The organism is Actinomycetospora sp. CA-101289 (assembly GCF_050955895.1).
Classification (GTDB): Bacteria; Actinomycetota; Actinomycetes; order Mycobacteriales; family Pseudonocardiaceae; genus Actinomycetospora.
Window position 1 is genome coordinate 920,642 of sequence record NZ_CP192093.1, and the last position, 25,283, is coordinate 945,924.

At 75.4% G+C, this 25,283-nt stretch carries 23 protein-coding genes and 1 pseudogene; all 24 read left to right on the plus strand.

Translation table 11 applies throughout. The features are described 5' to 3' along the window. Window positions 1-939 (plus strand): annotated as a pseudogene (tilS, locus tag ACQPX6_RS04595) (tRNA lysidine(34) synthetase TilS); the annotation flags it as partial. 105 nt (window positions 940-1,044) lie between these two features. After that, a complete protein-coding gene (hpt, locus tag ACQPX6_RS04600) occupies window positions 1,045-1,590 on the plus strand; it encodes a hypoxanthine phosphoribosyltransferase (protein WP_433788186.1) in 546 nt (181 codons plus the stop codon). A gap of 93 nt (window positions 1,591-1,683) precedes the next feature. Then, the gene (locus ACQPX6_RS04605) at window positions 1,684-3,381 is read left to right on the plus strand and encodes an efflux RND transporter periplasmic adaptor subunit (protein ID WP_433785765.1); all 1,698 of its coding nucleotides are present in this window, start codon (window positions 1,684-1,686) and stop codon (window positions 3,379-3,381) included. Next, complete coding sequence (locus ACQPX6_RS04610; RefSeq protein ID WP_433785766.1) at window positions 3,378-4,094, plus strand: ABC transporter ATP-binding protein; 717 nt, start codon at window positions 3,378-3,380, stop codon at window positions 4,092-4,094. The genes ACQPX6_RS04605 and ACQPX6_RS04610 overlap by 4 nt, the downstream gene beginning before the upstream one ends. Window positions 4,095-4,109: 15 nt before the next feature. Continuing rightward, complete coding sequence (locus ACQPX6_RS04615; protein ID WP_433785767.1) at window positions 4,110-5,318, plus strand: ABC transporter permease; 1,209 nt, start codon at window positions 4,110-4,112, stop codon at window positions 5,316-5,318. A gap of 25 nt (window positions 5,319-5,343) precedes the next feature. Next, window positions 5,344-6,030: a hypothetical protein gene (locus ACQPX6_RS04620; RefSeq protein ID WP_433785768.1), complete on the plus strand. Its 687-nt coding sequence runs from the start codon at window positions 5,344-5,346 to the stop codon at window positions 6,028-6,030. Window positions 6,031-6,158: 128 nt separating this feature from the next. Beyond that, complete coding sequence (locus tag ACQPX6_RS04625; protein ID WP_433785769.1) at window positions 6,159-7,730, plus strand: helicase HerA-like domain-containing protein; 1,572 nt, start codon at window positions 6,159-6,161, stop codon at window positions 7,728-7,730. A 172-nt stretch (window positions 7,731-7,902) separates the two neighbouring features. After that, window positions 7,903-10,482: an ATP-dependent zinc metalloprotease FtsH gene (gene ftsH, locus ACQPX6_RS04630; RefSeq protein WP_433785770.1), complete on the plus strand. Its 2,580-nt coding sequence runs from the start codon at window positions 7,903-7,905 to the stop codon at window positions 10,480-10,482. A 130-nt stretch (window positions 10,483-10,612) separates the two neighbouring features. Beyond that, window positions 10,613-11,209 carry a GTP cyclohydrolase I FolE gene (gene folE, locus ACQPX6_RS04635; protein ID WP_433788187.1) on the plus strand — a complete coding sequence of 199 codons (597 nt, stop codon included), beginning with the start codon at window positions 10,613-10,615 and terminating at the stop codon, window positions 11,207-11,209. A 57-nt stretch (window positions 11,210-11,266) separates the two neighbouring features. Beyond that, complete coding sequence (folP, locus tag ACQPX6_RS04640) at window positions 11,267-12,085, plus strand: dihydropteroate synthase (protein WP_433788188.1); 819 nt, start codon at window positions 11,267-11,269, stop codon at window positions 12,083-12,085. A gap of 5 nt (window positions 12,086-12,090) precedes the next feature. Beyond that, window positions 12,091-12,456 carry a dihydroneopterin aldolase gene (folB, locus tag ACQPX6_RS04645; RefSeq protein ID WP_433788189.1) on the plus strand — a complete coding sequence of 122 codons (366 nt, stop codon included), beginning with the start codon at window positions 12,091-12,093 and terminating at the stop codon, window positions 12,454-12,456. Next, on the plus strand, window positions 12,453-12,962 hold the full coding sequence (folK, locus tag ACQPX6_RS04650) for a 2-amino-4-hydroxy-6-hydroxymethyldihydropteridine diphosphokinase (RefSeq protein ID WP_433785771.1): 510 nt from the start codon (window positions 12,453-12,455) through the stop codon (window positions 12,960-12,962). The genes folB and folK overlap by 4 nt, the downstream gene beginning before the upstream one ends. Beyond that, on the plus strand, window positions 12,959-13,459 hold the full coding sequence (locus tag ACQPX6_RS04655) for a DUF3180 domain-containing protein (protein WP_433785772.1): 501 nt from the start codon (window positions 12,959-12,961) through the stop codon (window positions 13,457-13,459). Before folK ends, ACQPX6_RS04655 begins: the two co-directional genes overlap by 4 nt. A gap of 82 nt (window positions 13,460-13,541) precedes the next feature. Further along, window positions 13,542-14,492, plus strand: a complete 951-nt coding sequence (locus ACQPX6_RS04660; protein ID WP_433785773.1) for a hypothetical protein — start codon at window positions 13,542-13,544, stop codon at window positions 14,490-14,492. Window positions 14,493-14,564: 72 nt separating this feature from the next. Next, window positions 14,565-15,800: a PrsW family intramembrane metalloprotease gene (locus tag ACQPX6_RS04665; RefSeq protein ID WP_433785774.1), complete on the plus strand. Its 1,236-nt coding sequence runs from the start codon at window positions 14,565-14,567 to the stop codon at window positions 15,798-15,800. Between the two features lie 208 nt (window positions 15,801-16,008). Beyond that, a complete protein-coding gene (locus ACQPX6_RS04670; protein WP_433785776.1) occupies window positions 16,009-16,974 on the plus strand; it encodes a Rossmann-like and DUF2520 domain-containing protein in 966 nt (321 codons plus the stop codon). A gap of 14 nt (window positions 16,975-16,988) precedes the next feature. After that, entirely contained in the window at window positions 16,989-17,888 is a 900-nt protein-coding gene (gene panC, locus ACQPX6_RS04675; protein WP_433788190.1) for a pantoate--beta-alanine ligase, read from the plus strand. A gap of 1 nt (window position 17,889) precedes the next feature. After that, window positions 17,890-18,492: an aspartate 1-decarboxylase gene (panD, locus tag ACQPX6_RS04680; protein ID WP_433785777.1), complete on the plus strand. Its 603-nt coding sequence runs from the start codon at window positions 17,890-17,892 to the stop codon at window positions 18,490-18,492. 35 nt (window positions 18,493-18,527) lie between these two features. Beyond that, a complete protein-coding gene (locus tag ACQPX6_RS04685; RefSeq protein WP_433785779.1) occupies window positions 18,528-19,358 on the plus strand; it encodes a type III pantothenate kinase in 831 nt (276 codons plus the stop codon). Between the two features lie 131 nt (window positions 19,359-19,489). Next, window positions 19,490-20,089, plus strand: coding sequence for a cysteine hydrolase family protein (locus ACQPX6_RS04690; protein WP_433785780.1), 600 nt, complete (start codon window positions 19,490-19,492; stop codon window positions 20,087-20,089). Between the two features lie 109 nt (window positions 20,090-20,198). Beyond that, window positions 20,199-20,561, plus strand: coding sequence for a histone-like nucleoid-structuring protein Lsr2 (locus tag ACQPX6_RS04695; RefSeq protein WP_433785781.1), 363 nt, complete (start codon window positions 20,199-20,201; stop codon window positions 20,559-20,561). Window positions 20,562-20,643: 82 nt separating this feature from the next. Beyond that, the gene (locus ACQPX6_RS04700; protein WP_433785782.1) at window positions 20,644-21,447 is read left to right on the plus strand and encodes a class I SAM-dependent methyltransferase; all 804 of its coding nucleotides are present in this window, start codon (window positions 20,644-20,646) and stop codon (window positions 21,445-21,447) included. 78 nt (window positions 21,448-21,525) lie between these two features. After that, window positions 21,526-22,509, plus strand: coding sequence for a M23 family metallopeptidase (locus tag ACQPX6_RS04705; protein ID WP_433785783.1), 984 nt, complete (start codon window positions 21,526-21,528; stop codon window positions 22,507-22,509). A gap of 136 nt (window positions 22,510-22,645) precedes the next feature. Then, window positions 22,646-25,183 carry an ATP-dependent Clp protease ATP-binding subunit gene (locus ACQPX6_RS04710; RefSeq protein ID WP_433785785.1) on the plus strand — a complete coding sequence of 846 codons (2,538 nt, stop codon included), beginning with the start codon at window positions 22,646-22,648 and terminating at the stop codon, window positions 25,181-25,183. The last annotated feature ends 100 nt before the right edge of the window (window positions 25,184-25,283 follow it).

Genomic DNA, 25,283 nt, shown 5'->3' on the forward strand with positions numbered 1-25,283 from the left:
GTGCGGGTGCCCGAGCCGGTCGCCACCGTGCGCCGCGCGGTGCGCGAGGCCCTGGGTGCGTCCGGCGAGGTCCTCGTCGCCTGCTCCGGCGGCGCCGACTCCCTGGCCCTCGCGGCCGCCGCGGTCCACGTCGCGCCGGGGCGGGTCCACGGGGTGGTCGTCGACCACGGCCTGCAGGACGGCTCGGCCGACCGGGCCGCCGACGCCGCCGCGCAGCTGCGGGACCTGGGCGCGACGGCCGAGGTGGTCGCCGTCGACGTCGGCACCGCCGGCGGCCCGGAGGCGGCGGCGCGCGTCGCCCGGTACGCGGCGCTGCGGAGCGCGAGCGAGGCGCACGGCGACGCACCCGTGCTGCTCGGGCACACGCTCGACGACCAGGCCGAGACCGTGCTGCTCGGGCTCGGGCGCGGCTCCGGGGCGCGCTCGCTCGCGGGCATGGCGGCGTGGGATCCGCCGTGGTGCCGGCCCCTGCTCGGCGTCCGCCGGGCGACGACGCGGGCCGCCTGCGCCGCCGCCGGCCTCGGGGTGTGGGACGACCCCCACAACGACGATGACCGGCACACCCGCGTGCGCCTGCGCCACGAGGTGCTGCCGCTGCTCGAGGACGTGCTCGCGGGCGGGGTCGCGCGCGCCCTGGCCCGTACGGCCGGCCAGCTCGCCGACGACGACGCGGCGCTGGTGACCTGGGCCGACGCGCGCCGCGCCCTGCTCGTCGACGCGGACGGCACCCTCGACGCCGTCGGCCTGCACCCCGAGCCGCCCGCGGTCCGCCGGCGCGTGCTGCGCGCGTGGCTCGCCGCTGCCGGTGTCGCGGAGCTCACCGAGGCGCACGTGCGGGCGGTCGACGCGCTCGTCGCGGCGTGGCGCGGACAGGGAGCACCGCCACTCCCCGGCGGGTTGGAGGTGGTGCGGGGGCATGGCAGGCTGCGGATGCTCGCCGGCCCGGACCGGGCACTCGGCGCAGCGGAGCCGGCTCACCGGGAGGCACCGGTTCCACCACCGCCCGCCCTCCCGCCTCGAGCCCCGGTGAGGAGCCCGTCAACGGTGTACGACGGCGACATCGCGTCCGTGCTGATCACCGAGGAGCAGATCCAGGACAAGATCGTCGACCTGGCCGCGCGGATCGGCGCCGACTACGGCGAGCGCGACCAGGACCTCGTCCTCGTCGGGGTGCTCAAGGGTGCCGTGATGTTCATGACCGACCTGGCGCGCCGGCTGCCCATGCCCACGCAGCTGGAGTTCATGGCCGTGAGCTCCTACGGGTCGTCCACCTCGTCGTCGGGTGTGGTCCGCATCCTCAAGGACCTCGACCGCGACATCTCCGGGCGCCGGGTGCTGATCGTCGAGGACATCATCGACTCGGGCCTGACGCTGTCGTGGCTGCGCAAGAACCTGGAGTCGCGGGGGCCGTCCTCGCTCGAGGTGGTCACGCTGCTGCGCAAGCCCGAGGCGGCGAAGCTGGACGTCGACGTGGCCTACGTGGGGTTCGACATCCCCAACGAGTTCGTCGTCGGGTTCGGCCTCGACTACGCCGAGCGCTACCGCGACCTGCCCTACATCGGGACGCTCGACCCGCACGTCTACGCGTGACGGAAGCGTGACGGACCCCGGTCGCTGAACCGTCACTCATCCGGTGCGGCCCCGGGCGTCGCACTGCGGTGACGGGGGGCTACCGTCCGCCACATGGCGGGTGCGCGTCGCTCTCTGTGGCTCGTCAACGGGCTGATCGTGCTGGTGGTGCTCCTCGCCGCCGGCGGTGCCGTCGTGGCGCTGACGTCCAGCGGCGCCCAGGACACCGGGCTGCGCACCACCCCGGTGGGCCGTGGCACGGTCGCCGAGACGGTCACGGCCTCCGGCGGGGTCACCAGCGCCCGCGGGTCCACGTTGAACTTCGCGGCGGGCGGGCGCATCGACGAGGTCCGGGTCGCGGTGGGCGACCGGGTCACGGCCGGCGAGGTCGTCGCCACCCTCGACGCCGACTACGCCGACGCCAACCTCGACGCCGCCCGGGCGCAGCGCGACGCCGCCCGCGAGCAGCTCGACGACGCCCGCGAGGCGCGCGACAACCCGCCGGCGACCGCCACCCCGGCGCCGGCCGCGGCTGCCCCGGCGCCCGCCGCGGGGGCCGGGGCCGCGGCACCCACGATGCCCGGCGCCGCCGCCCCCGGGGCCACCACGCCCGGCGGCACCGCGCCCGGCACGGCGCAGCCGTGCCAGCCCTGCCAGCCGGGGACCCCGGGCCAGCCCGGCCAGCCCGGCCAGCAGCCGCCGGGCCAGCAGCCGCCCGGCCAGCGGGACGCGCCCCTGGTGGGCGTCCACGGCTTCTCGTCCGCGCTCCCCGCGGCCGCGCCGAGCACCACGCCCGCCCCGCCCGGAGGCGGCACCGGCGGCACCGGGACCGGGACCACGGGCGGCGCCGGGGGCACCGGCGCTGCGGGCGGGGCCGGCGGGGCCGGCGCGACCGGGGGCTCCGCGAGCTCGCCCGAGACCGCCGTCGCGCAGGCCGAGGCCTCCCTGGCGCAGGCCGAGGCGTCGGTCGTGCAGGCCGAGCAGGCCACCGAGGACCTCGAGCTCGCGTCGCCGCAGGACGGCACCGTCGTCAGCCTCGACGCCGGCCCCGGCCAGCTGGTGCCCGCCGGCGGCACGGTGACGAGCTCGACGTCGTCGGGCAACCCGACCGGCGGCACGCTGCCCGACGGCTCGGCCGCGGGCGGGTCGGGTGCCGCCGGGGCCGCCGCGTCGGCGGCGGCCGGGGCCGCGGGCGCGGCCGGTGCCGCGGGCGGCGGCGCCGGTGGGTCGGGCGGCGTCACGGGCTCGCCGACGGCGCCGGCGGTCATGACCGTCCTCGACCTCTCGGCCCTGCAGATCCGGGCGGAGGTCCCCGAGCTCGACGTGGGCCGGCTGACGGTGGGCCAGCCGGTCGAGGTGACGGTGAACGCGCTGGCCGGTCAGACGCTGCCGGGCACGGTCACCGCCGTCGACCTGCTGCCCGGCACCGGCAGCTCGGTGCAGTACGGCACCGTCGTCACCCTCGCCGGCCCGCCGCCCAACCTGCGGCCCGGGATGTCGGCGAGCATCGCCGTGACCGTCGCGCAGTCGCCGAACGTGACCTTCCTGCCGTCGGTGGCGGTGACGCCGATCGGCGGCGAGTCCGCGACGTCGGGCACCGTGCGGGTCCTCGGGCCCGACGGCGTCCCGCAGGACCGCACGGTCGGGCTGGGGCTCTCGTCGGACACGCTCACCGAGGTGCGCTCGGGGCTCGCGCCCGGCGAGCTCGTCGTGCTGCCCGACCCGAACACCGCCAACGTGTTCGGCCCCGGGCAGGGGCCGCCGCCGAGCCTGGAGGGCGGCGGGGACTCGGGCGGGCGCGGCGGGGGATGACCGCGGACGCGCCGGTCCCGCACGTCCTCGACGTGCGCGGGCTCTCGAAGGTCTACGGCGAGGGCGAGACCGCCGTGCACGCCCTGCGCGACGTCGACTTCTCGGTGCGCCGCGGGGAGTTCGTCGCGGTCATCGGCCAGTCGGGGTCGGGGAAGTCGACGCTGCTCAACGTCCTCGGGTGTCTCGACGCCCCGACGTCGGGGAGCTACTTCCTCGAGGGCCTCGACGTCGCGCAGCTCGACGAGCGCCAGCAGGCCGTGATGCGCAACCGGCAGATCGGGTTCGTGTTCCAGGCGTTCAACCTCATCCCGCGCACGAGCGCGCTCGCCAACGTCGAGCTGCCGCTGATCTACGCCGGGGCCGGGCGGCGGGTGCGCCGCGAGCGGGCGCTGGCGGCGCTGCAGCTCGTGGGCCTGGCCGAGCGCTCCGACCACCGTCCCAACGAGCTCTCCGGCGGCCAGCAGCAGCGTGTCGCGGTGGCCCGCGCGCTGGTCACGGGCCCGGCGCTGCTGCTCGCCGACGAGCCCACCGGCAACCTCGACTCGGAGAGCACCACCGACGTCCTCGCCCTGTTCGACGGCCTGCACCGCAGCGGCCGCACGATCGTGCTGATCACCCACGACGACGAGGTGGCCGCCCGCGCGGAGCGCGTCGTCGTCGTCCGCGACGGGCGGCTGACCGAGGCGTCGCCGCGGCGGGCGCGGGCGTGGTGACCCGGTGAGCCCACGATGAGTCCGGTCGAGATCGTCCGCTTCGCGGTGCGCGGTCTGATCGCGAACCGGCTGCGGTCGCTGCTGACGATGCTCGGGATCATCATCGGCATCGCCGCGGTCATCCTGCTCACGGCGCTGGGCAACGGGGCGTCGCAGTACATCCAGGGTCAGATCGCGGGCCTGGGCGCCAACAGCATCACGGTCATCCCGCGCCAGCCGCCCGCGAGCGCCGGCACCGACGGCCGGCCGCTGAGCGCCGCCGACGCCCGCGCCCTCGCCGACCCGCAGGGCGCGCCGGACGTCGCGTCGGTGTCGCCGGTGGTGACGGTGTCGGCGTCGGTGGACGCGGGGCGGGCGAGCTCCGACGCCACGGTCATCGGCAGCACGCCCACCTACTTCACGGGCGCCAACGTGCAGCTCGGCACCGGGCGCACCTACACCGAGGCCGACGTCGCCGCGGGGCGCAAGGTCCTGATCCTGGGCCGGACCGTCGCCGACGACCTGTTCGGCCTGGGATCGGACCCCGTCGAGCGCGACGTGCTCGTGCGCGGCGTGCCGTTCCGCGTGATCGGCACGCTGGCCAAGGCCGGGCAGGGCCAGGGCCTGTCGAACCCCGACGAGAACGTGCTCGCGCCGATCACCGCGCTGCAGGGCTCGCTGACCGGTTTCGGCGACCTCAGCCAGATCGTCGTGCAGGCCCGGTCCACCGAGGCGCAGTCCGCCGCCGAGAGCGAGATCAACAGCATCCTCGACCGCCGGCACGGCATCAGCAGCCCCGACGCCCGCGACTACCAGGTCATCAGCGCCCGCCAGCTCGCCGAGGTGCTCAACCAGACGCTGGGGGCGTTCACCCTGCTGCTCGCGGCGATCGCGGCGATCTCGCTGGTGGTCGGCGGGATCGGGATCACGAACATCATGCTGGTGTCGGTCACCGAGCGGACCCGGGAGATCGGCATCCGCAAGGCCCTCGGCGCGCCACCGTCGGCGATCCTCGGCCAGTTCCTCGTCGAGTCGATCATCCTGAGCCTGGTCGGCGGCGTGCTCGGCGTGGCGGTCGGCTTCGCCGGCACCCTCGTCCCGCTCGGCGACTTCCGCCCCGTCGTCCTGCCCGCCGCCGTGGTCGCGGCGGTGGGGGTGTCGGCAGCCATCGGCATCTTCTTCGGCGCCTACCCCGCCCGCCGCGCGGCACGCCTGCGCCCCATCGACGCCCTGCGTCGCGAGTGACCCCGTGACGTCCCGAGGAGGAGCCGTGAGCCAGTCGCCCGAACCCGACCGGTCGGCGTCGGAGCCCGCCGAGACCGCGTCGACGGAGACGGCGGGACCGGAGCCGGCGGGGACCACCGAGACGACCGAGGAGCCCCGTCGGCCCGCCGACGACGACGGCCACGGCGCGGTCACCGAGCAGTTCCCGGTGCCCCCGCCCGCGCGCCGGTCGCCGGCGCCCCGTGGACCGATGGGGGGCCCGCAGGGTCCTCCGCCGGGCCAGCCGCCCGAGCGCTCGCCCGACCAGGAGCGGGCGGCCGCGGTGCTCGACCAGCCCGTCGACGACCGCGACCTCGCCACCCGCCTGCGCCGCCCCGGTCTCGCGCGGTCGACGCGGGTGCTCCTGCTGGTGCTCGGCGCGGTGGTCTGCCTGGCGCTCGGCGCCTTCGTGGGCCGGGCGACGGCGCCGGACATCGGCCCGGGCTCGGTGCCCGACCTGCTGGGCGTCGTCGAGTCCGTCCAGCCGAGCAGCGGCGGCTTCCCGATCGTCACCATCCGCTCGGGCGACGGCACGCTCACGCCGCTGCGGACCTCGGCGGGCACGAGCGTCGCGGTGCCGCGCCCCGACGGGCCCGCGGGTCTGCGGGCGGGCCAGCAGGTGACCGTGCACGCCGAGCGCGGCGCCGACGGCGCGATCACCGCGGTGCGCGTCGACGTCCCGGCGGGCGGCTGACAGGCGGAGGCGGGGCAGCGAAGGACGCCTCGCCTGCGTCGCACGCAGCGGAGGTGACCTTCGCTCCCGACCACCACCCACCCCGAGCTGATCCCGCCCGCGCGCCGGGGCACCGCTAACCTCCCCCCGTGGCCGACCAGGGTGCAGCTGCCGAGATCGCCGCCGGGTACGCGACGGAGGCCGGGGCGCTCGAGCTCGGCACCGTCGTCGTCGACGGTGTCGCCGACCCCGCCGCGCGGGTGCGGATCCCGTTCGCGACGCTGAACCGTCACGGCCTCGTGGCCGGCGCGACGGGCACGGGCAAGACGAAGACGCTGCAGAACCTCGCCGAGCAGTGCTCGGCGGCCGGGGTCCCGGTGCTGCTGGCCGACATCAAGGGCGACCTCTCGGGCCTCGCCCGCGCCGGCGAGTCGTCCGACCGCGTCACCCAGCGCTCCGCCGACACCGGCGACGACTGGACGCCCACCGCGTTCCCTGTGCAGTTCCTGTCGCTGGGGGCGGGGATCGGCGTGCCGGTGCGCGCGACGATCACGGCGTTCGGGCCGATCCTGCTGGCCAAGGTGCTGGGCCTCAACGACACGCAGGAGTCGACGCTCGGGCTGATCTTCCACTGGGCCGACCAGCAGGGCCTCGCGCTGCTGGACACCAAGGACCTGCGCTCGGTGATCCAGCACCTGCTCTCCGACGAGGGCAAGGAGCAGCTCAAGGGCATCGGCGGGGTCTCGGCGTCGACGGCCGGGGTGATCCTGCGGGCGCTGGTCAACCTCGAGGCCCGCGGCGGCGACGAGTTCTTCGGCGAGCCCGAGTTCGACCCCACCGATCTGCTCGCGGTGGAGCCCGACGGCAAGGGCCGGGTGACCCTGCTCGAGCTGGCCGACCAGCAGGCCGACCCGACGCTGTTCTCCACGTTCCTCATGTGGCTGCTCGCCGAGCTCTTCGAGGAGCTGCCCGAGGCCGGCGACATCGAGAAGCCCAAGCTCGTCTTCTTCTTCGACGAGGCCCACCTGCTGTTCTCCGACGCGTCGAAGGCGTTCCTCGACCGCATCGAGCAGACGGTGAAGCTCATCCGGTCCAAGGGCGTCGGCGTCTTCTTCTGCACCCAGCAGCCCACCGACGTGCCGAACGACGTGCTCTCGCAGCTCGGGGCGCGGGTGCAGCACGCGCTGCGGGCGTTCACGCCCGACGACCAGAAGGCGCTGACGCGCACCGCGCGCACCTACCCGAAGAGCAAGGTCTACGACATCGAGGAGTCGCTGACCTCGCTGGGGACCGGCGAGGCCATCGTCACCGTGCTCTCCGAGCGGGGCGCCCCGACGCCCGTGGCGTGGACGCGGCTGCGCGCGCCGCGCTCGCTGATGGCCGCGATCGGCGAGCCGGCGGTCACCGAGGCCGCGCACGGCTCCCCGCTGTGGGGGAAGTACGGCACGCCGCTGGACCGGGAGTCGGCCTACGAGAAGCTGTCGGCGAGCTCCGGGGCGACGGGCGCGCCGGCCACGCCGCCCGCGGAGCCGGTGCCGCCCCAGCAGCCCCCGCAGGAGGCGCCGCCGCAGGCCCCGCCGCCGGCGGAGGACGAGGGCCCGGGGTTCGTGGAGAAGGCGATGGCCAACCCGGTGGTCAAGTCGTTCGCCCGTTCGCTGGCCTCGTCGCTGGGACGTGAGATCACGCGCGGCCTCTTCGGCACCGCGCGCCGGCGGCGCTGAGGGCGCGGGCGAGCTCGCGCGCCCGGCCCGGTGTCGTGCCCGGGGGGTACGATCGAGCAGATCAGGGCCCCACGGACCACCGTGCGTGCGCGGACCCCGAGCCGAGACGAACTGACTCCGACCGCAGGGTCCACCCGGGGAGGGTCGAGGGCCGCCTGGAGGCCGCAACCGCATGGACCGCAAGCGCCTTCTCCGCAATCCACTCATCTGGATCGTGGTGTTCTTCCTGGTCTACCTCGGGGTGTCCTCGCTGCTCAGCGACACCCGGGGGTACACCGAGGCCCCCACCTCGCTCGCGCTGCAGCAGATCGAGACGCGCAACGCGTCGGAGATCACGATCGAGGACAAGGAGCAGCGGCTCCGCCTGACCCTCGCCAACCCGGTGCAGGTGCCGGGCGTCGACGGCGCGCAGGCCACGACGACCAACCAGATCTACGCGCAGTACCCGGCCGCCGCGACCGACCAGATCTTCGCCCTGGTCCGGCAGAACCAGGTGCCCCAGGGCTTCGACACACGGGTCACGCAGGACTCGATCCTGACCCAGATGCTGATCTACCTGATCCCGCTGGGTCTGGTGCTGCTGCTGCTGTTCTGGATGATGAACTCCCAGGGCGGCGGCAACCGCGTCCTGTCGTTCGGCAAGTCCAAGGCCAAGCAGCTCAACAAGGACATGCCGAAGACCACCTTCGCCGACGTCGCGGGCGCGAACGAGGCGGTGGAGGAGCTCTACGAGATCAAGGACTTCCTCCAGAACCCGAGCCGCTACCAGCAGCTCGGCGCCAAGATCCCCAAGGGCGTCCTGCTCTACGGCCCGCCCGGCACCGGCAAGACGCTGCTGGCCCGCGCGGTGGCCGGCGAGGCGGGCGTGCCCTTCTACACGATCTCGGGCTCGGACTTCGTCGAGATGTTCGTCGGTGTCGGCGCCTCTCGCGTGCGCGACCTGTTCGAGCAGGCCAAGCAGAACTCCCCCTGCATCGTGTTCGTCGACGAGATCGACGCCGTCGGCCGGCACCGCGGTGCGGGCATGGGCGGCGGCCACGACGAGCGCGAGCAGACGCTCAACCAGCTGCTCGTCGAGATGGACGGCTTCGACTCCCGCGGCGGCATCATCCTCATCGCCGCGACGAACCGCCCCGACATCCTCGACCCGGCGCTGCTGCGCCCCGGCCGCTTCGACCGCCAGATCCCCGTGGCGGCCCCGGACCTCGCCGGCCGGCGCGCGATCCTGCACGTGCACTCCGCGGGCAAGCCGCTGGCGCCCGACGCCGACCTCGACGGCCTGGCCAAGCGCACGGTCGGGTTCTCCGGCGCCGACCTCGCCAACGTCATCAACGAGGCCGCGCTGCTCACCGCCCGCCTCGGCGGGCAGCAGATCACCGGCGCGAACCTCGAGGAGTCGGTCGACCGCGTGATCGGCGGCCCGGCGCGCCGGAGCCGGATCATCTCCGAGCAGGAGAAGAAGGTCGCGGCGTACCACGAGGCCGGCCACGCGCTCGCGGCGTGGGCGATGCCCGACATCGAGCCGGTCTACAAGGTCACGATCCTGCCGCGCGGGCGCACCGGCGGCCACGCGCTCGTCGTCCCCGAGGACGACAAGGAGCTCATGACCCGCTCCGAGATGATCGCGCGGCTCGTGTTCGCCATGGGCGGGCGCTCGGCCGAGGAGCTGGTGTTCCACGAGCCGACCACCGGCGCGTCGTCGGACATCGAGCAGGCCACCAAGATCGCCCGCGCGATGGTCACCGAGTACGGCATGAGCGGCAAGCTCGGCGCGGTGAAGTACGGCCAGGAGCAGGGCGAGCCCTTCCTCGGCCGCACCGCGGGCCGGCAGGCCGACTACTCGCTCGAGGTGGCCCACGAGATCGACGAGGAGGTGCGCAAGCTCATCGAGGCGGCGCACACCGAGGCGTGGGAGATCCTCAACACCCACCGCGACGCCCTCGACGCCCTCACCGGCGAGCTCATCGAGCACGAGACGCTGCAGCGCAAGGACCTCGAGCGCATCTTCGCGTCGGTCACCAAGCGCCCGCGGATCACCGCGTTCAACGACTTCGGCGAGCGCCACCCCTCGGACCGGCCGCCGATCAAGACCCGCCGCGAGCAGGCCGTCGAGCGCGGCGAGCCCTGGCCGCCGGCCGGCGAGCGCGACGAGCGCGCGGCGGTCAGGACGGCCGTCGGCAACGGCTCGGGCAACGGGCACGCCGTGCACGGCACCAACGGTGCGCACGGCTCCCACGCCTCGGGCAGCGGCCCCGACGCCGGGTCCGGCTACGACGCCGGCTCCGGGCACGACGGCGGCTCGACGCCGACGCCGCCCGCGGGCCTGCCCTCCACGGGCATCCCGGACGTCTACCGCACGGGCGCCAACGGGCGCCGGTCCGCGGACGCCGGCGACAAGCCGTCGTCGGTGGCCCCGAACTACGGGGCGCCGCCCGGGTGGACGCCCGCCACCGTCCCGCACGGCACCACCTGGAACCCCGGCGGCGCCGGGCGCTCCGGCGGTCAGCACGGTGCTCCGTACGGCGGACAGCACGGTGCGCCGCAGGGCGGTCCCGCCGCAGGGCCGTACGGCTCGTCACGCTCGCCGGGCGAGGCCGTTCCGAACCCGTACGGTGAGCCGGACGGCCGCACCCGCGAGGGTCGGCACACCGGTTCGCCGGGCTGGGCCCGCGACGGCCAGCCCGGACAGGACGGTCACGACGGCCCCGACGGCGGTCCCGAGGGACGCGACACCCCGCGCGGTCAGGGCTGAGCCAGGGTCGGCGCGCGCCGCCGACCGGGTCGAGGAAGACCGCGAGGGAGACGTGACGACGAGCCAGGAGCTGGACGGCGACCTCGACCCCACCGGGGTGCGGCCCGATGACGACGGAGCCGGCGGCCCGGTGGGCGCGGCGATCGCCCCGCCGTGGCCGGGCTTCGACGCCCCGCGCGCCGAGGCCGCGGTGCGCGAGCTGCTGCTCGCGGTCGGGGAGGACCCGGACCGCGAGGGCCTGCGCGAGACCCCGGCGCGGGTGGCGCGGGCCTACGAGGAGCTCTTCGCCGGCCTGCGCAGCGACCCGGCCGCGGTGCTCGACCGCACCTTCGCCGAGGACCACGACGAGCTCGTGCTCGTGCGCGACATCCCGATGTTCTCGACGTGCGAGCACCACCTGCTGCCCTTCCACGGGCAGGCGCACGTCGCCTACATCCCCGCCCACGACGGCCGGGTCACGGGGCTGAGCAAGCTCGCCCGCCTCGTCGACCTCTACGCGCGGCGCCCCCAGGTCCAGGAGCGGCTCACGCGCCAGGTCGCCGACGCGCTGTCCGAGCGGCTCGGGGCCCGGGGCGTGCTCGTGGTGATCGACGCCGAGCACCAGTGCATGTCCGCGCGCGGGGTGCGCAAGCCCGGCGCCCGCACCACGACGTCGGCGGTGCGCGGGGTCATGAAGACCTCGGCGAGCACCCGCGCCGAGGCCCTCGGCCTGATCCGGGGCAGCTGAGTGACCACCCCCCGCCCCGTCCCGCACGCGCTGCCCGACCCCGGGCGGTGCGTGGTGATGGGCGTCCTCAACGTCACCCCCGACTCGTTCTCCGACGGCGGGCGCTGGCTCGACCGCGACCACGCCGTGGCCCACGGCGTCGACCTGCACCGCCGCGGCGCCGACCTCGTCGACGTCGGCGGCGAGTCGACGCGCCCCGGCGCGCAGCGCATCGACGCCGAGACCGAGACGGCCCGCGTGGTGCCCGTGGTCCGCGAGCTCGTGGCGTCCGGGGTGCGCGTCAGCGTCGACACCACGCGCGCCGCCGTCGCCGCCGCGGCCGTCGAGGCCGGCGCCACCATGGTCAACGACGTGTCCGGGGGCCTGGCCGACCCGCGCATGGCCGCCACCGTCGCCGACACCGGCGTCCCCTGGGTGATCATGCACTGGCGCGGTCCCAGCGACCGGATGACCGAGCTGGCGTCCTACGAGGACGTCGTTGGCGAGGTCCGGGCCGAGATCGTCGAGCAGGTCGACCGCGCGGTGATGGCGGGCGTCGACCCGGCGCGGCTCGTCCTCGACCCCGGGCTCGGCTTCGCCAAGACCGCGGCGCACAACTGGCAGCTGCTGCGCAAGCTCCCGGTCTTCACCGGGCTCGGCTTCCCGATCCTCATCGGGGCGTCGCGCAAGCGCTTCCTCGGCGCCCTGCTCGCCGACGACGACGGCACCCCCCGCCCGCCCGACGGCCGCGAGATCGCCACGGCCGCGGTGTCGGCGCTGGCGGCGGCGCAGGGCGCGTGGGGTGTGCGGGTGCACGAGGTCGGGCCGTCACTGGACGCGGTCGCGGTCGCGGCGGCCTGGTCGTGGGGCACGTCGCCGGCGGAGGTCGAGCCGTGACCGACGTGACGGACCGCATCGCCCTGCGCGGGCTGCGGGTGCGCGGGCACCACGGCGTGTTCGACCACGAGCGCCGCGACGGCCAGGACTTCGTGCTCGACCTGGTGCTCGACGTCGACCTCGCCCCGGCCGGCGCGTCCGACGACCTCGCCGACACCGTCGACTACGGCGCGCTCGCCGAGGGCGCGGCGGCCGTGGTCGCCGGTCCGCCGCGGCAGCTGATCGAGGCCGTCGCCGCCGAGGTCGCCGAGCGGGTGCTCGCCGACGCGCGCGTCGCCGCCGTCGAGGTGACGCTGCACAAGCCGCAGGCCCCGATCGGCGTCCCGTTCGACGATGTCGCGGTGGTGGTGCGGCGGGAGCAGCCGCGGTGAGCCGGGCGGTGCTCTCGCTGGGCTCGAACATCGGCGACCGGGCGGCGAACCTGAACGGGGCCCTCGCCACCCTGCGCGCCGCGGGCGCCCGGGTCGTGGCCGTCTCGCCGGTGTACGCGACGGCGCCGTGGGGCGGGGTCGAGCAGGACGAGTTCCTCAACGCCGTCGTCGTGGTCGAGGACCCGGCGTCCCGGCCGCAGGACTGGCTCGCCCGCGCCCGCGCCGCCGAGAGCCGCGCCGGGCGCACCCGTGACGTGCGCTGGGGCCCCCGCACGCTGGACGTCGACGTGATCGACGTCGACGGCACCACCAGCGACGACCCGCGGCTGACCCTGCCGCACCCGCGCGCCCACGAGCGCGCGTTCGTGCTGATCCCGTGGCTCGACGTCGACCCCGACGCCCGGATCACCGGGCGCGGGCGTGCCGCCGACCTGCTCGCGGCCCTGCCCGACGCCGAGCGCGACGGCGTCCGGCGCGACGCGGCCGAGCTGGCGGGGCCGCGGTGAGGACCCGGACGAGCCCGTCGGTGCTGCTCGTCGCCGCGGTCGCGGCGGGGCTGACGGTCAACGTGCTCCTGCAGGCCGCGTACGGCGAGCTGCCGCCCCTGCCGCTGCTCGCCGGGCTCACGCCGCTCGTGCTCGGCCTCGCCGAGCTCGTGCTCGCCGGCGTGCTGCGCGCCCGCATCCGGCGCCGGCCCGGGTCGCGACCGGTCGACGCGCTCGCCACGGCCCGGGCGGTGGCGCTGGCCAAGGCGTCGTCGCTGGCCGGGGCGCTGGTGGGCGGCGCGTGGGTCGGGGTGCTGGCCTACGTCCTGCCGCTGCGCGACCGGGTCGACGCCGCGGGCGCCGACACGGCCAGCGCCGTGGTGGGTGTCGTCGGCGCGGCCGTCCTCGTGGGCGCCGGGCTCTGGCTGGAGCACTGCCTGCGCACGCCCGACGACCGCGACGGCCCGGCCGACCGCAGCGACCGCTCGGGGCCCTCGGGCCCGGCGCGCCGGCCCTGAGCGGGACGTCACCCGACCGCGGACCGGCCGTGCCCCGGCGGGGGGACCCGGGCCGGACCCGTGTCCTCGCTATCGTGGACCGATGAGCACCCCGGACGGGGAGCTGCGCGCGAGCGTCGGCCCCGACCGCCGACGCGGCGCGTTGGTCGGCGCGGCATCCGTGCTCGCGGTGCTCGCCGCGTCCGCCGTGGTGCTCGCCGAGGACGCCCGGTGGCTGCGCCTGGCCGTGGTGGCTGCGCTCTGGGCCGCGCTGATCGCCGCCTTCGTGCTCGCCCGCCAGGCACGGGCCGCCGCGGCCGGGGCGGAGGCGGTCGCGGAGGCGGACGACCTCGCCGACGAGCTCGCTGCCGCGCAGGAGGAGGCCGAGGAGCGGATCGCGGCCCTGCAGCGCGACCACGAGCGACGCCTGGCCCGCGAGACCGGCGCCCGCGAGGAGGCCGAGCTGGTCGCGGAGAAGGCCCGCGAGGAGGCCGCGTCGCTGCGCGAGGAGCTGGTCCGCGAGCGGTCGCACGCCGACGCGGTGACGCTGCAGTCGGTCGGGGTGCCCGCCGTGCACGGGGCGCCCGGCCCGCGCGGGGTGCGCCTGCGGGTCGTCGGCGACTCCGGGCCGCTGCCCCGGGGCGCGGCGCCGGTGCCGCCGCCCGCCCCGCTGCGCCCGACCGGGCCGAGCGCCCCCGCCCCTCGCTCCGGGAGCTCCTCGGGCGCCTCCCGCCCTGGCATGGCCCCCCTGCGCCGGGCGCCCGGACCCGACCGCCCGCTGCGTCCCGCGGCGCCCCCGGACGCGCCGGCCCCTGCCGCGCTCGCGGGCGGCTCGTTCGTCGACCAGTACGTCCGCGAGGCCGGCTACGCACCCGGCGAGCAGGCGCCCGACGACCAGCCCGACGAACGCCGGGCCCGCCGCGGTCCGCCCCGTGGCGCCGCCAACCGCTGGCCCGGCGACTCCTCCACCAGCGGCGGGCGCACCGTCGCCGAGCTCCTCGCCGCCCACGCGGCCACCGGCGGTCCCGGCGGACGCCGCCGCCGCGAGCCCTGACCGGGCTCCTGAGCCGGCCGCAGGGACCCGACCCCGCGCCCCCCGGCGTCGAGGTCGTTACCCTCCGGCAGAGTGATCGCCCCTCCCGTCCGCTTCGCGCCGCAGCAGCGCCGGACGTTCGTCTGGCCCCTGGTCGGCCTGACGGTGCTCGGGCTCTGCGGCCTGGCCACGGTCGGCCTCGCGAGCACCGAGATCGGCGTGGCCGGCGTCCTCGTCGGCGTCGTGCTCGCGCTGCTCCCGGTCGCGCCGGTGGTGGCCGCGTTCCTCTGGATCGACCGCTTCGAGCCCGAGCCGCCGCGCCTGCTGCTCGCCGCGTTCCTGTGGGGCGCGGGGCTGTCGGCGCTCGTCGCGGTGGTCATCAACTCCAGCGCGATCATCGCCGCCGAGCTGCTGCTCGGGCGCGGTCAGGGCGACCTGATCGGCGCGGTGATCTCGGCCCCGCTGGTCGAGGAGTTCGTCAAGGGCGCGTTCGTCGTCGGTCTGCTGCTCGTGCGGCGCCGGGAGTTCGACGGGGTCGTCGACGGCGTCGTCTACGCCGGGATCACCGCGGCGGGCTTCGCGTTCACCGAGAACATCATCTACTTCGGCCGGGCCTTCACCGAGGCCGAGGGGGCGCCCGCCACGGCCGTCGTGGCGACGTTCGTGCTGCGCGGCGTGCTCTCGCCGTTCGCGCACCCGCTGTTCACGGCGATGATCGGCATCGGGGTCGGGATCGCCGCCGGCGCCCGCTCGCGGGTCGTCGGCACGGTGGCGGTGCTCGGCGGCTACGTGCTCGCGGTGATCCTGCACGCGCTGTGGAACTCCTCGACGCAGCTCGGCGCCGGGTTCTTCGGGGTGTACCTGCTGATCATGCTGCCGCTGTTCGCCGGCATGATCGGCCTCGTCGTCTGGCAGCGCCGCCGGGAGCGCGACGTCCTCGCCGCCCAGATGCCCGGCTTCGCCGCCGCGGGCTGGATCGCGCCGAGCGAGGTGGCGCTGCTCTCGAGCCTCACCGGGCGGCGGCGGTGGCGAGCGGCCGTGCACCGGCGGGCGGGCAAGGTCGCGGCACGAGCCGTCGAGGACTACCAGCACGCGGTCACCGAGCTCGCCTTCCTGCGGGCGCGGGCCGAGCGCGGCGCGCTGCCGCCCCGCGCGGACTGGCACGCCGAGCTCCTCGACACCGTCGTGCGCACGCGCCTGGCCGCCGTCAACGCCCCCGGGGTGCAGGGCCCCACGGGCCCACCGCCCGGCGCCGGCGGCCCGCCACCCTCGTGGTTCGGCGGCGCGCCCGGTGGTCACCCCGGCCAGCCGGGCCCGCCCCGGCACTGAGCGTCGCCGCGCCGGGTGTGCAGCGAAGGACGCCTCGGCTGCGTGGGACGCAGCGAAGGACGCCTTCGCCCGCCACCGCCCCCCACGTCCCGCCGCGTGAACCCGCTCACCGCCGCCACCGCGGCGCGCGGCGGCGGTTACCGTGGGCCTCAGTGATCGTCCGGTACCCGCGCGAGTGGGACGGGAACGAGCCGGAACGAGGTGGCGCGTGGGCACCGACGCCGACGAGGGCGTCGGGCGGTGGGAGCAGAGCTCTGCCGGTCCGACCCCTCGCGAAGGATCCCGGCTCGCGGTCGGCGTGGTCTCCGCCGGGCGGGTCGGCGCCGTGCTGGGCGCCGCGCTCGCGGCCGCAGGCCACACCGTCGTCGCCGCCTCCGCGGTGTCCCGCGCCTCGCGGGCCCGCGCCGAGGCCCTGCTGCCCGGCGCCGAGATCCTCCCGCCCGACGAGGTCGTGCGCCGGTCCGACCTCGCGCTGCTCGCGGTGCCCGACGACGTGCTGCCCGGCCTGGTCCGCGGGCTCGCCGCGTCGGACTGCCTGCGCCCCGGGCAGATCGTCGTCCACACCTGCGGCGCCGCCGGCGTCGGCGTGCTGGCCCCGGCCGTCGAGCACGACGTGCTCCCGATCGCCCTGCACCCCGCGATGACGATCACCGGGCGCGCCGAGGACGTCGCGCGCCTGTCCGGCGCCTGCGTCGGCGTCACCGCTCCCGAGGGTCCCCTGGAGGACGCCGAGGCGGCCTGGCTGGTCGGCGAGGCCCTGGTCGTCGAGATGGGCGCCGAGCCCGTCCGCATCCCCGAGGCCGCGCGCCCGCTCTACCACGCGGCCCTGGCCCACGGCGCGAACCACCTGGTCACGCTCGTGCGCGAGGCCGCCGACCTGCTCCGCGGCGCCGGCATCGAGCCCGCCGAGCGGGTGCTCGCGCCGCTGCTGTCCGCCGCGCTGGACAACGCCCTGCGCCACGGCGACCGCGCGCTGACCGGGCCCGTCGTCCGCGGCGACGCCGGCACGATCGCGACCCACCTGCAGCACCTCGAGGACCGCGCCCCCGACGCGGCCCCGCTCTACCGGGCCCTGGCCCGCCGCACCGCCGAGCGCGCCCGCGCCGGCGGCCTGCTCGACCCGGCCGCCGCGGACCACGTCGTGTCCGCCCTCGCCGAGAGGCACCGCCCGTGACCAAACCGTCCAGCCTGCGCACCCACGACCTCGTGGGTCGCGCGCGCCCCCGGTACCGCGCCGACAACCTGACCGTGCACCGCGACCCGACCGCCCTGCGTCGCGTCACCCGCGCGCTGCGGGGCGCCGGTCGGCGCGTCAACCTCGTGCCCACCATGGGCGCCCTGCACGAGGGCCACCGCGAGCTCATGCGCCGGGCCCGCGGCGTCCCCGGCGCGACCACCGTCGTCTCGATCTTCGTCAACCCGCGCCAGTTCGCGCCGGGCGAGGACCTCGACCGCTACCCGCGGGCCTTCGAGGGCGACCTCGAGATGTGCCGCGAGGAGGGCGTCGAGCTCGTCTTCGCCCCCGAGGTCGAGGACGTGTACCCGGCGGGGTTCGCGACCTCGGTGCACCCCGGGCCGCTGGGCGACGAGCTCGAGGGCGCCGTGCGCCCGGGCCACTTCGCGGGCGTGCTCACCGTCGTCGCCAAGCTCTTCGCGATCACCGTGCCCGACGTCGCGTTCTTCGGCGAGAAGGACTACCAGCAGCTCACGCTCGTCAAGCGCATGGTGCGCGACCTCGACATCGACGTCCACGTCGTCGGCGTCCCGACCGTGCGCGAGAGCGACGGGCTCGCGCTGTCGAGCCGCAACGCCTACCTCTCCGACGACGAGCGCGCAGCCGCGGTCGCCCTCTCCGCGTCGCTGGCGGCCGGCCAGTACGCCGGGGAACAGGGCGCGGCCGCGGTGCTCCACGCCGCGCGGTCGGTGCTCGACGCCGAGCCCCGCCTGCAGCTCGACTACCTCGAGCTGCGTGACGACGACCTCGGGCCCGCCCCCGAGATCGGCCCCGCCCGCCTGCTCGTCGCCGCCCGGGCCGGCGCCACCCGCCTGATCGACAACGCGGCCGTGTCCGTCGTGAGGAGAGTCTGACGTGCAGCGCACAATGCTGAAGTCCAAGATCCACCGTGCGACGGTGACCGACGCGAACCTGCACTACGTGGGTTCGGTGACCGTCGACGAGGACCTCATGCGGGCCGCGGACCTGCTGCCCGGCGAGCAGGTGGCCATCGTCGACGTCACCAACGGCGCCCGCCTCGAGACCTACGTGATCACCGGCCCCGCCGGCTCCGGGGTCATCGGGATCAACGGCGCCGCCGCGCACCTCGTCTCGCCCGGCGACCTCGTCATCCTCATCTCCTACGGGGTCATGGACGACGCCGAGGCGCGGACGTACCAGCCGCGCGTGGTGTTCGTCGACGAGGCCAACCGCGTGCTCGACCGCGGCGTCGACCCGGCCCGCGTCCCCGACGCCGCCCCCGCGACCTCACTGCTGCGCCCGGGCACCGACGCCCGGCCCGCGGCGCCCCGCGAGACCCGTCGCCCCGTCGCCGGCCCCGCCATGACCACCGTCGGCGGGTGGGGCGCGGAGCCGCCGCGCGAGACCCGGGACGAGCGGCCGCGCCGCGACTCCCGCACCGCGGCGGAGACCACCGACGCCCGTCGGCTCGACGCTCTGCTCTCCGCGGACCACTGAGCCGCGGGCGGGGCTGACGGACCGGGGGGACCGCGGTGCTGCTCTGCGTCGACGTCGGCAACACCCAGACCGCGCTGGCCCTCTACCCCGACGACGGCGACGGGCCGGCGGTGTGGGACGCGCGGATGCGCACCGAGCCCCGCGCCACCGGCGACGAGCTGGCCCTGCTCGTGCGGGGCCTGCTCGGGACCCGGGTCGGCGACGTCACCGCCGTGGCGGCGCTGTCGACCGTCCCGGCCCTCCTGCGCGAGATGCGCGCGATGGTGGCGCGGCACTTCGCGGGCCTCGACCACCTGCTCGTCGAGCCCGGGGTCCGCACCGGGGTGCCGCTGCTCGTCGACAACCCCAAGGAGGTCGGCGCCGACCGCGTCGTCCAGGCCCTCGCCGCCTTCGAGCGCCACGGCGGTCCGTGCGTGGTCGTGACGTTCGGGACCTCGACGACGGTGGACGGGGTGTCGGCACGCGGGGAGCTGCTCGGCGGCGCGATCGCCGCCGGCGTCGCCGTCTCCGCCGAGGCGCTCGCGGTGCGCGCGGCGGCGCTGCGCCCGGTGGAGCTGGTGGTGCCCCGCTCGGTGCTCGGACGCAACACCGTCGAGAGCATGCAGGCCGGGCTCGTGCTCGGGGCCGCGGCGCAGGTCGACGGCCTGGTGGCGCGCGCGTCCCGGGAGATCGCCGAGCGCGACCCCGAGGGCCGGGCGCCGGTGGCCGTCGTCGCCTCCGGGGGCCTGGCCCCGCTCGTGGTCGACGAGTGCGCCACCGTCACCCACCACGTCCCGGACCTGACGCTGCTCGGCCTGCGCTCGGTGCACCGCCGCCGGCAGGAGCGCCGCGACGACCGGGCCGCCCGTCGGGGCACGCGGGCCTGATTCTCGACGAGGTGCGCGAGGCGGGCGACCGCCAGGCCGTCCCGGAGTAGGACTGAGGGGCGCCCTTGCTGCACCCCACGCAGCGGGGGCGTCCCTCGCACGTCCGGGCCCACCCGACGAAGGAGCCGACGATGACCGATCCGTCCACGACCCTGCGCGAGCTGACGGGGCTCCCGGCCACGCCGGCGGCCCTGCGCGACTCCGTGCTCGTGATGATCGACCTGCAGAACACCTACACCCGCGGCGTCATGGCGCTCGAGGACGTCGAGCCCGCCATCGACGAGGCCGCGGCGCTGCTCGAGCGGGCACGCACCGCCGGCATCCCGATCGTCCACGTGCAGCACGACGCCGGCGAGGGCTCGCCCTACGACGTGCGCGGCGAGAGCGGCGCGATCGTCGACCGCGTGGCGCCGCGCGAGGGCGAGCACCGGATCGTCAAGAACTACCCGAACTCGTTCGTGGGGACCGATCTGGAGGAACACCTGCGCGGCCGGTCGGCGCAGAATCTCGTCCTCGCCGGGTTCATGACGCACATGTGCGTGAACTCCACGGCGCGCGCCGCGTTCAACGCCGGTTTCGCGTCGACGGTCGTGGCCGCGGCCACCGCGACGCGCGCACTCCCCGGACCGGACGGGACGGTGTCGGCGTCCGCGCTGCAGAGCGCGAGCCTCGCCGCCCTCTCCGACATGTTCGCCGTCGTCGTCCCCGACTCGCGCGCGGTCCCCGACTGACGTGCAATTCACGCTCCCCGTGCGGGGCGGCACACTCGACAAACGGAGTGTCGCGGAAATAGGGTCCGGCCACCATTTTTCTTCGGTCGAACTCCCGGGAGGTCGCGCGATGGCGCAGAAAGTCGTGGTGTCCCTGGTCGACGACCTGGACTCGTCGGAGGCCGACGAGACCGTCGAGTTCGGCATCGACGGCGCCACGTACGAGATCGACCTCTCGGAGACGAACGCCTCCGCGCTGCGCGACGTCCTCGCCGACTACGTCGCCCACGCCCGCCGCAGCGGCGGACGCCGCAAGTCCGCGGCCGCCGCACCGGCGGCGTCCCCGCGCCGCGGCAGCGGCGGCGGGCGCGCCGCGGTCGACCGCGAGCAGAACCAGGCGATCCGCGAGTGGGCCCGCAAGCAGGGCATGACGGTCTCCGAACGCGGTCGCATCCCCAGCGAGGTCTCCGAGGCCTACCACAAGGCGCACTAGGCCCCGGCCGGGACCGCCGGGGCAGGCGACCACCGCTCCGGCGGCGGTTGTCCCGCCGTCGCCGGTCTGGGACAACCCCGGCATGGGCGATGACGGGAGCACCCGCTGGGTCGGGTCGATGCCGGAGGTCTACGCCCGGTGCCTCGTGCCCGCGGTGTTCCGCCCGTTCGCCCGCGAGCTCGCCCGGCGCGCCGCCCAGCTCGCGCCGACGCGGGTGCTGGAGCTCGCCGCGGGCACCGGGGTCGTGACCGCGGAGCTGGTCGCCGCGTGTCCCGACGCGGACGTGACGGCGACCGACCTCAACGAGGCGATGGTGCGGCTCGCGGAGCCCCGGGTGCCGGGTGCGACCTGGCGGGTGGCCGACGCCGCGGCGCCGCCGTTCCCGCCGGGATCGTTCGACCTGGTCGTGTGCGGGTTCGGGGTGATGTTCCTGCCGGACCGCCCGGCCGCGTACGCGCAGGTGGGCCGCGTGCTCGTCCCGCACGGCCGCTTCCTGTTCAGCACCTGGGGCACCCTCGCCGACCACGGCTTCGAGCGGGATCTCGTCCGCGCCCTGGAGCGGCTCTTCCCCGGCGAGGCGCCCACGTTCCTGCAGCGGGTTCCCCACGGCTACGCGGACACCGCGCGCGTCGCCGACGACCTGCGCGCCGGCGGATTCGACGTCGTCGCCATCGACACCGTGACCCTCGAGGGCCATGCCGACGGCCCGGAACAGATCGCCGTCGGCTACGCCACCGGCTCACCGGTGCGCGCCGAGCTCACCCGTCACGGCGATCTCGACACCACCGTCGCGCGCCTCACGGCGGCCCTGACCGAGATCGTCGGCCCGGGCCCGCTCACCGTCCCCATGACGGCCCACGTGGTCGAGGCGCGCCGACCCGCGTGATCGACGCGCGCCCGGCTACGGGCCGGCGGCGTAGGCGGTGAGGGCCGTCCGGTCCACCGTCGCCGCGCGCCCGCCGGGGTGCAGGACGAGCACGCCGCGCTCGGCCAGCGTGCGCAGGGCGGTGTTCAGCGTCTGGCGCGCGATGCCCAGACGCTGGGCGAGCAGGGTCTGCGGGCGCCCTCGCCGCCGCTGGTCCCCGCCACCCTGACCGAGCCGGTCGCCCCGGTGACGGTCGACCGGACGCCGCCCGCGCGCATCTCGCCGCCGCTGCGCGGAGCCGGCTGGCTCGACGGCGACAGCTGCTGCCGGCTGGGCGCGCACCGGGGCGCGGTCAGCCCGATCGACGGGCAGCTGTGGGCGCCGGAGCGCTTCGCCATCGACTACGTCCAGACGGACCCGGCGGGCCGGATGATGACCGGACCGCCGACGGACATCGCCAGCTACCCGTACGTGGGCTCGGACATCTTCGCCGTCGCCGACGGGCCGGTCGTCGGCCTCGTGGGCGACCTCCCGCAGCAGCCGCCCGGGATGAGCCCGAGTGGCCTGACGCTGCAGCAGTACGGCGGCGACCACGTGGTGCAGGACATCGATGGCGGGCGTTACGCCTTCTCCGCGCACCTGCAGACGGGGAACCCGCTGAACCTCGCCGTGGGGCAGCAGCTGACCCGCGGCCAGGTGGTCGGCAAGCTGGGCAACTCCGGCAACACCGACGCACCCCACCTGCACTTCCACGTGATGGACCGCCCGGACCCGCTCGCGGCCAACGGCCTGCCGTTCGAGTTCGACTCCTTCACCCTCGAGGGACGGGTGACCTCCGAGGAGTCCCTGCAGCAGGGCACCGCGGGTCCCGTGCCGTTCCGGATCGACCGCCGGCTACCCGTCGGCGCCGTGACCCCGCCCGGGTGGTTCGCCCGTCGCGAACACCGTCGCGGGAAGACCGGGACGACGGCGGTCGTTGCACCCCCCGTGACCCCGGACGACCGGTCCGGGGAGTCGGCGGGCGTGTCCGCCGTCACGGTGGTGGAACCGTCGCCGTCCCGTGACGTCACGCGCGACGACTAGGATGGCCTTACGGTGCTTCTGTCCGGGCACCGTGGGGGTCCCGATCCGTCATCGGGCACCAGCCAAGGGGCCACCGGGCCGTCTCCTTCGGGGACACTCGGTGGAGGACCGCCGGCGCAGCAGTCAGGAGTGACGAATGTTCGAGAGGTTCACCGACCGCGCGAGGCGGGTGGTCGTCCTGGCCCAAGAAGAGGCCCGGATGCTCAACCACAACTACATCGGCACCGAGCACATCCTGCTCGGGCTGATCCACGAGGGCGAAGGCGTCGCCGCCAAGGCCCTCGAGTCGCTGGGCATCGCCCTCGAGGGTGTGCGCCAGCAGGTCGAGGAGATCATCGGTCAGGGCCAGCAGGCCCCGTCCGGCCACATCCCCTTCACCCCCCGCGCCAAGAAGGTGCTGGAGCTGTCGCTGCGCGAGGCGCTGCAGCTCGGGCACAACTACATCGGCACCGAGCACATCCTGCTCGGGCTCATCCGCGAGGGCGAGGGCGTCGCCGCCCAGGTGCTCGTCAAGCTCGGCGCGGACCTCAACCGTGTGCGGCAGCAGGTGCTGCAGCTGCTCTCGGGCTACCAGGGCAAGGAGCCCGCGGAGTCCGGCAGCCAGCGTGGCGAGGGCACCCCCTCGTCGTCCCTGGTGCTCGACCAGTTCGGTCGCAACCTCACCCAGTCGGCCCGCGAGGGCAAGCTGGACCCGGTCATCGGCCGGGAGAAGGAGATCGAGCGGGTCATGCAGGTCCTCTCCCGGAGGACCAAGAACAACCCGGTCCTCATCGGCGAGCCCGGCGTCGGCAAGACCGCCGTCGTCGAGGGCCTGGGCCAGGCCATCGTCAAGGGCGAGGTGCCCGAGACGCTGAAGGACAAGCAGCTCTACACGCTCGACCTCGGGTCGCTCGTGGCCGGCTCGCGCTACCGCGGTGACTTCGAGGAGCGCCTCAAGAAGGTGCTCAAGGAGATCCGCACCCGCGGCGACATCATCCTGTTCATCGACGAGCTGCACACGCTCGTGGGTGCGGGTGCCGCCGAGGGCGCGATCGACGCCGCGTCGATCCTCAAGCCGATGCTGGCCCGCGGCGAGCTGCAGACCATCGGCGCGACCACCCTCGACGAGTACCGCAAGCACGTCGAGAAGGACGCCGCGCTCGAGCGCCGCTTCCAGCCGATCCAGGTGGGGGAGCCCTCGGTGGCCCACTCCATCGAGATCCTCAAGGGGCTGCGCGACCGCTACGAGGCGCACCACCGCGTCTCGATCACGGACCCGGCGCTGGTCGCGGCGGCCACCCTGGCCGACCGCTACATCAACGACCGCTTCCTGCCGGACAAGGCCATCGACCTCATCGACGAGGCCGGCGCCCGCATGCGCATCCGCCGCATGACCGCGCCGCCGGACCTGCGCGAGTTCGACGAGAAGATCGCCGATGTCCGTCGCGAGAAGGAGTCCGCGATCGACGCGCAGGACTTCGAGAAGGCGGCGCGGCTGCGCGACGAGGAGAAGAACCTCATCGGGCAGAAGACCGAGCGCGAGAAGCAGTGGAAGTCCGGTGACCTGGACGTCGTCGCGGAGGTCGACGACGAGCAGATCGCCGAGGTCCTGGCCAACTGGACCGGCATCCCCGTCTTCAAGCTCACCGAGGAGGAGACCACCCGCCTCCTCCGCATGGAGGACGAGCTCCACAAGCGGATCATCGGCCAGGAGGACGCCGTCAAGGCGGTCTCGCAGTCGATGCGCCGTACGCGGGCCGGCCTCAAGGACCCGAAGCGTCCCTCGGGCTCGTTCATCTTCGCCGGCCCCTCGGGTGTCGGTAAGACCGAGCTCACCAAGGCGCTCGCGGAGTTCCTGTTCGGTGACGACGACGCGCTCGTCCAGATCGACATGGGCGAGTTCCACGACCGCTACACCGCCTCGCGGCTCTTCGGCGCGCCCCCCGGGTACGTCGGTTACGAGGAGGGCGGCCAGCTCACCGAGAAGGTGCGCCGCAAGCCGTTCTCGGTGGTCCTGTTCGACGAGATCGAGAAGGCCCACTCCGAGGTCTACAACACGCTCCTGCAGGTGCTCGAGGACGGCCGCCTGACCGACGGTCAGGGCCGCATCGTCGACTTCAAGAACACGGTCATCGTGTTCACGTCGAACCTCGGTACGCAGGACATCTCGAAGGCCGTCGGTCTCGGGTTCCAGTCCGGTGCGGATGCCGGCTCGAACTACGAGCGGATGAAGAACAAGGTCACGGACGAGCTCAAGAAGCACTTCCGTCCCGAGTTCCTCAACCGCATCGACGACATCATCGTGTTCCACCAGCTGACCGAGAACGAGATCGTGCAGATGGTGGACCTGCTGATCGGGCGCACCGAGAAGCAGCTGGCCAACAAGGACATGGCGCTCGAGCTCACCGACAACGCGAAGAAGCTGCTCGCCCAGCGCGGCTTCGACCCGGTGCTCGGCGCCCGCCCGCTGCGCCGCACGATCCAGCGCGAGATCGAGGACCAGCTCTCCGAGAAGATCCTGTTCGGGGAGATCGAGTCCGGGCAGATCGTGCTCGTCGACGTCGAGGGCTGGGAGCCCGAGAACGACGAGAAGGGCGTCACCAAGCCGGCGCCGGAGACGGCCACCTTCACCTTCCGCGGTGAGGCCAAGCCGACCCCGGTGCCCGACACCCCCGAGGTCGCCGCGGCGGAGTGACTCCGCCCGCTGATCGTCACCCGAGCCCCGGTCCTCTGCGGAGGGCCGGGGCTCGGTGCGTGTCGGGGGTCTTCCTCGCCAGCCAGTGTCAGCGGAGCGG

Coding starts and splice junctions, on each gene's coding strand:
- ACQPX6_RS04605 (WP_433785765.1), top strand. CDS start 1,684: ATGGCGGGTGCGCGTCGCTCTCTGTGGCTCGTCAACGGGCTGATCGTG.
- ACQPX6_RS04615 (WP_433785767.1), top strand. CDS start 4,110: ATGAGTCCGGTCGAGATCGTCCGCTTCGCGGTGCGCGGTCTGATCGCG.
- ACQPX6_RS04610 (WP_433785766.1), top strand. CDS start 3,378: ATGACCGCGGACGCGCCGGTCCCGCACGTCCTCGACGTGCGCGGGCTC.
- ACQPX6_RS04690 (WP_433785780.1), top strand. CDS start 19,490: ATGACCGATCCGTCCACGACCCTGCGCGAGCTGACGGGGCTCCCGGCC.
- ftsH (WP_433785770.1), top strand. CDS start 7,903: ATGGACCGCAAGCGCCTTCTCCGCAATCCACTCATCTGGATCGTGGTG.
- ACQPX6_RS04700 (WP_433785782.1), top strand. CDS start 20,644: ATGGGCGATGACGGGAGCACCCGCTGGGTCGGGTCGATGCCGGAGGTC.
- ACQPX6_RS04710 (WP_433785785.1), top strand. CDS start 22,646: ATGTTCGAGAGGTTCACCGACCGCGCGAGGCGGGTGGTCGTCCTGGCC.
- folP (WP_433788188.1), top strand. CDS start 11,267: ATGGGCGTCCTCAACGTCACCCCCGACTCGTTCTCCGACGGCGGGCGC.
- ACQPX6_RS04695 (WP_433785781.1), top strand. CDS start 20,199: ATGGCGCAGAAAGTCGTGGTGTCCCTGGTCGACGACCTGGACTCGTCG.
- ACQPX6_RS04660 (WP_433785773.1), top strand. CDS start 13,542: ATGAGCACCCCGGACGGGGAGCTGCGCGCGAGCGTCGGCCCCGACCGC.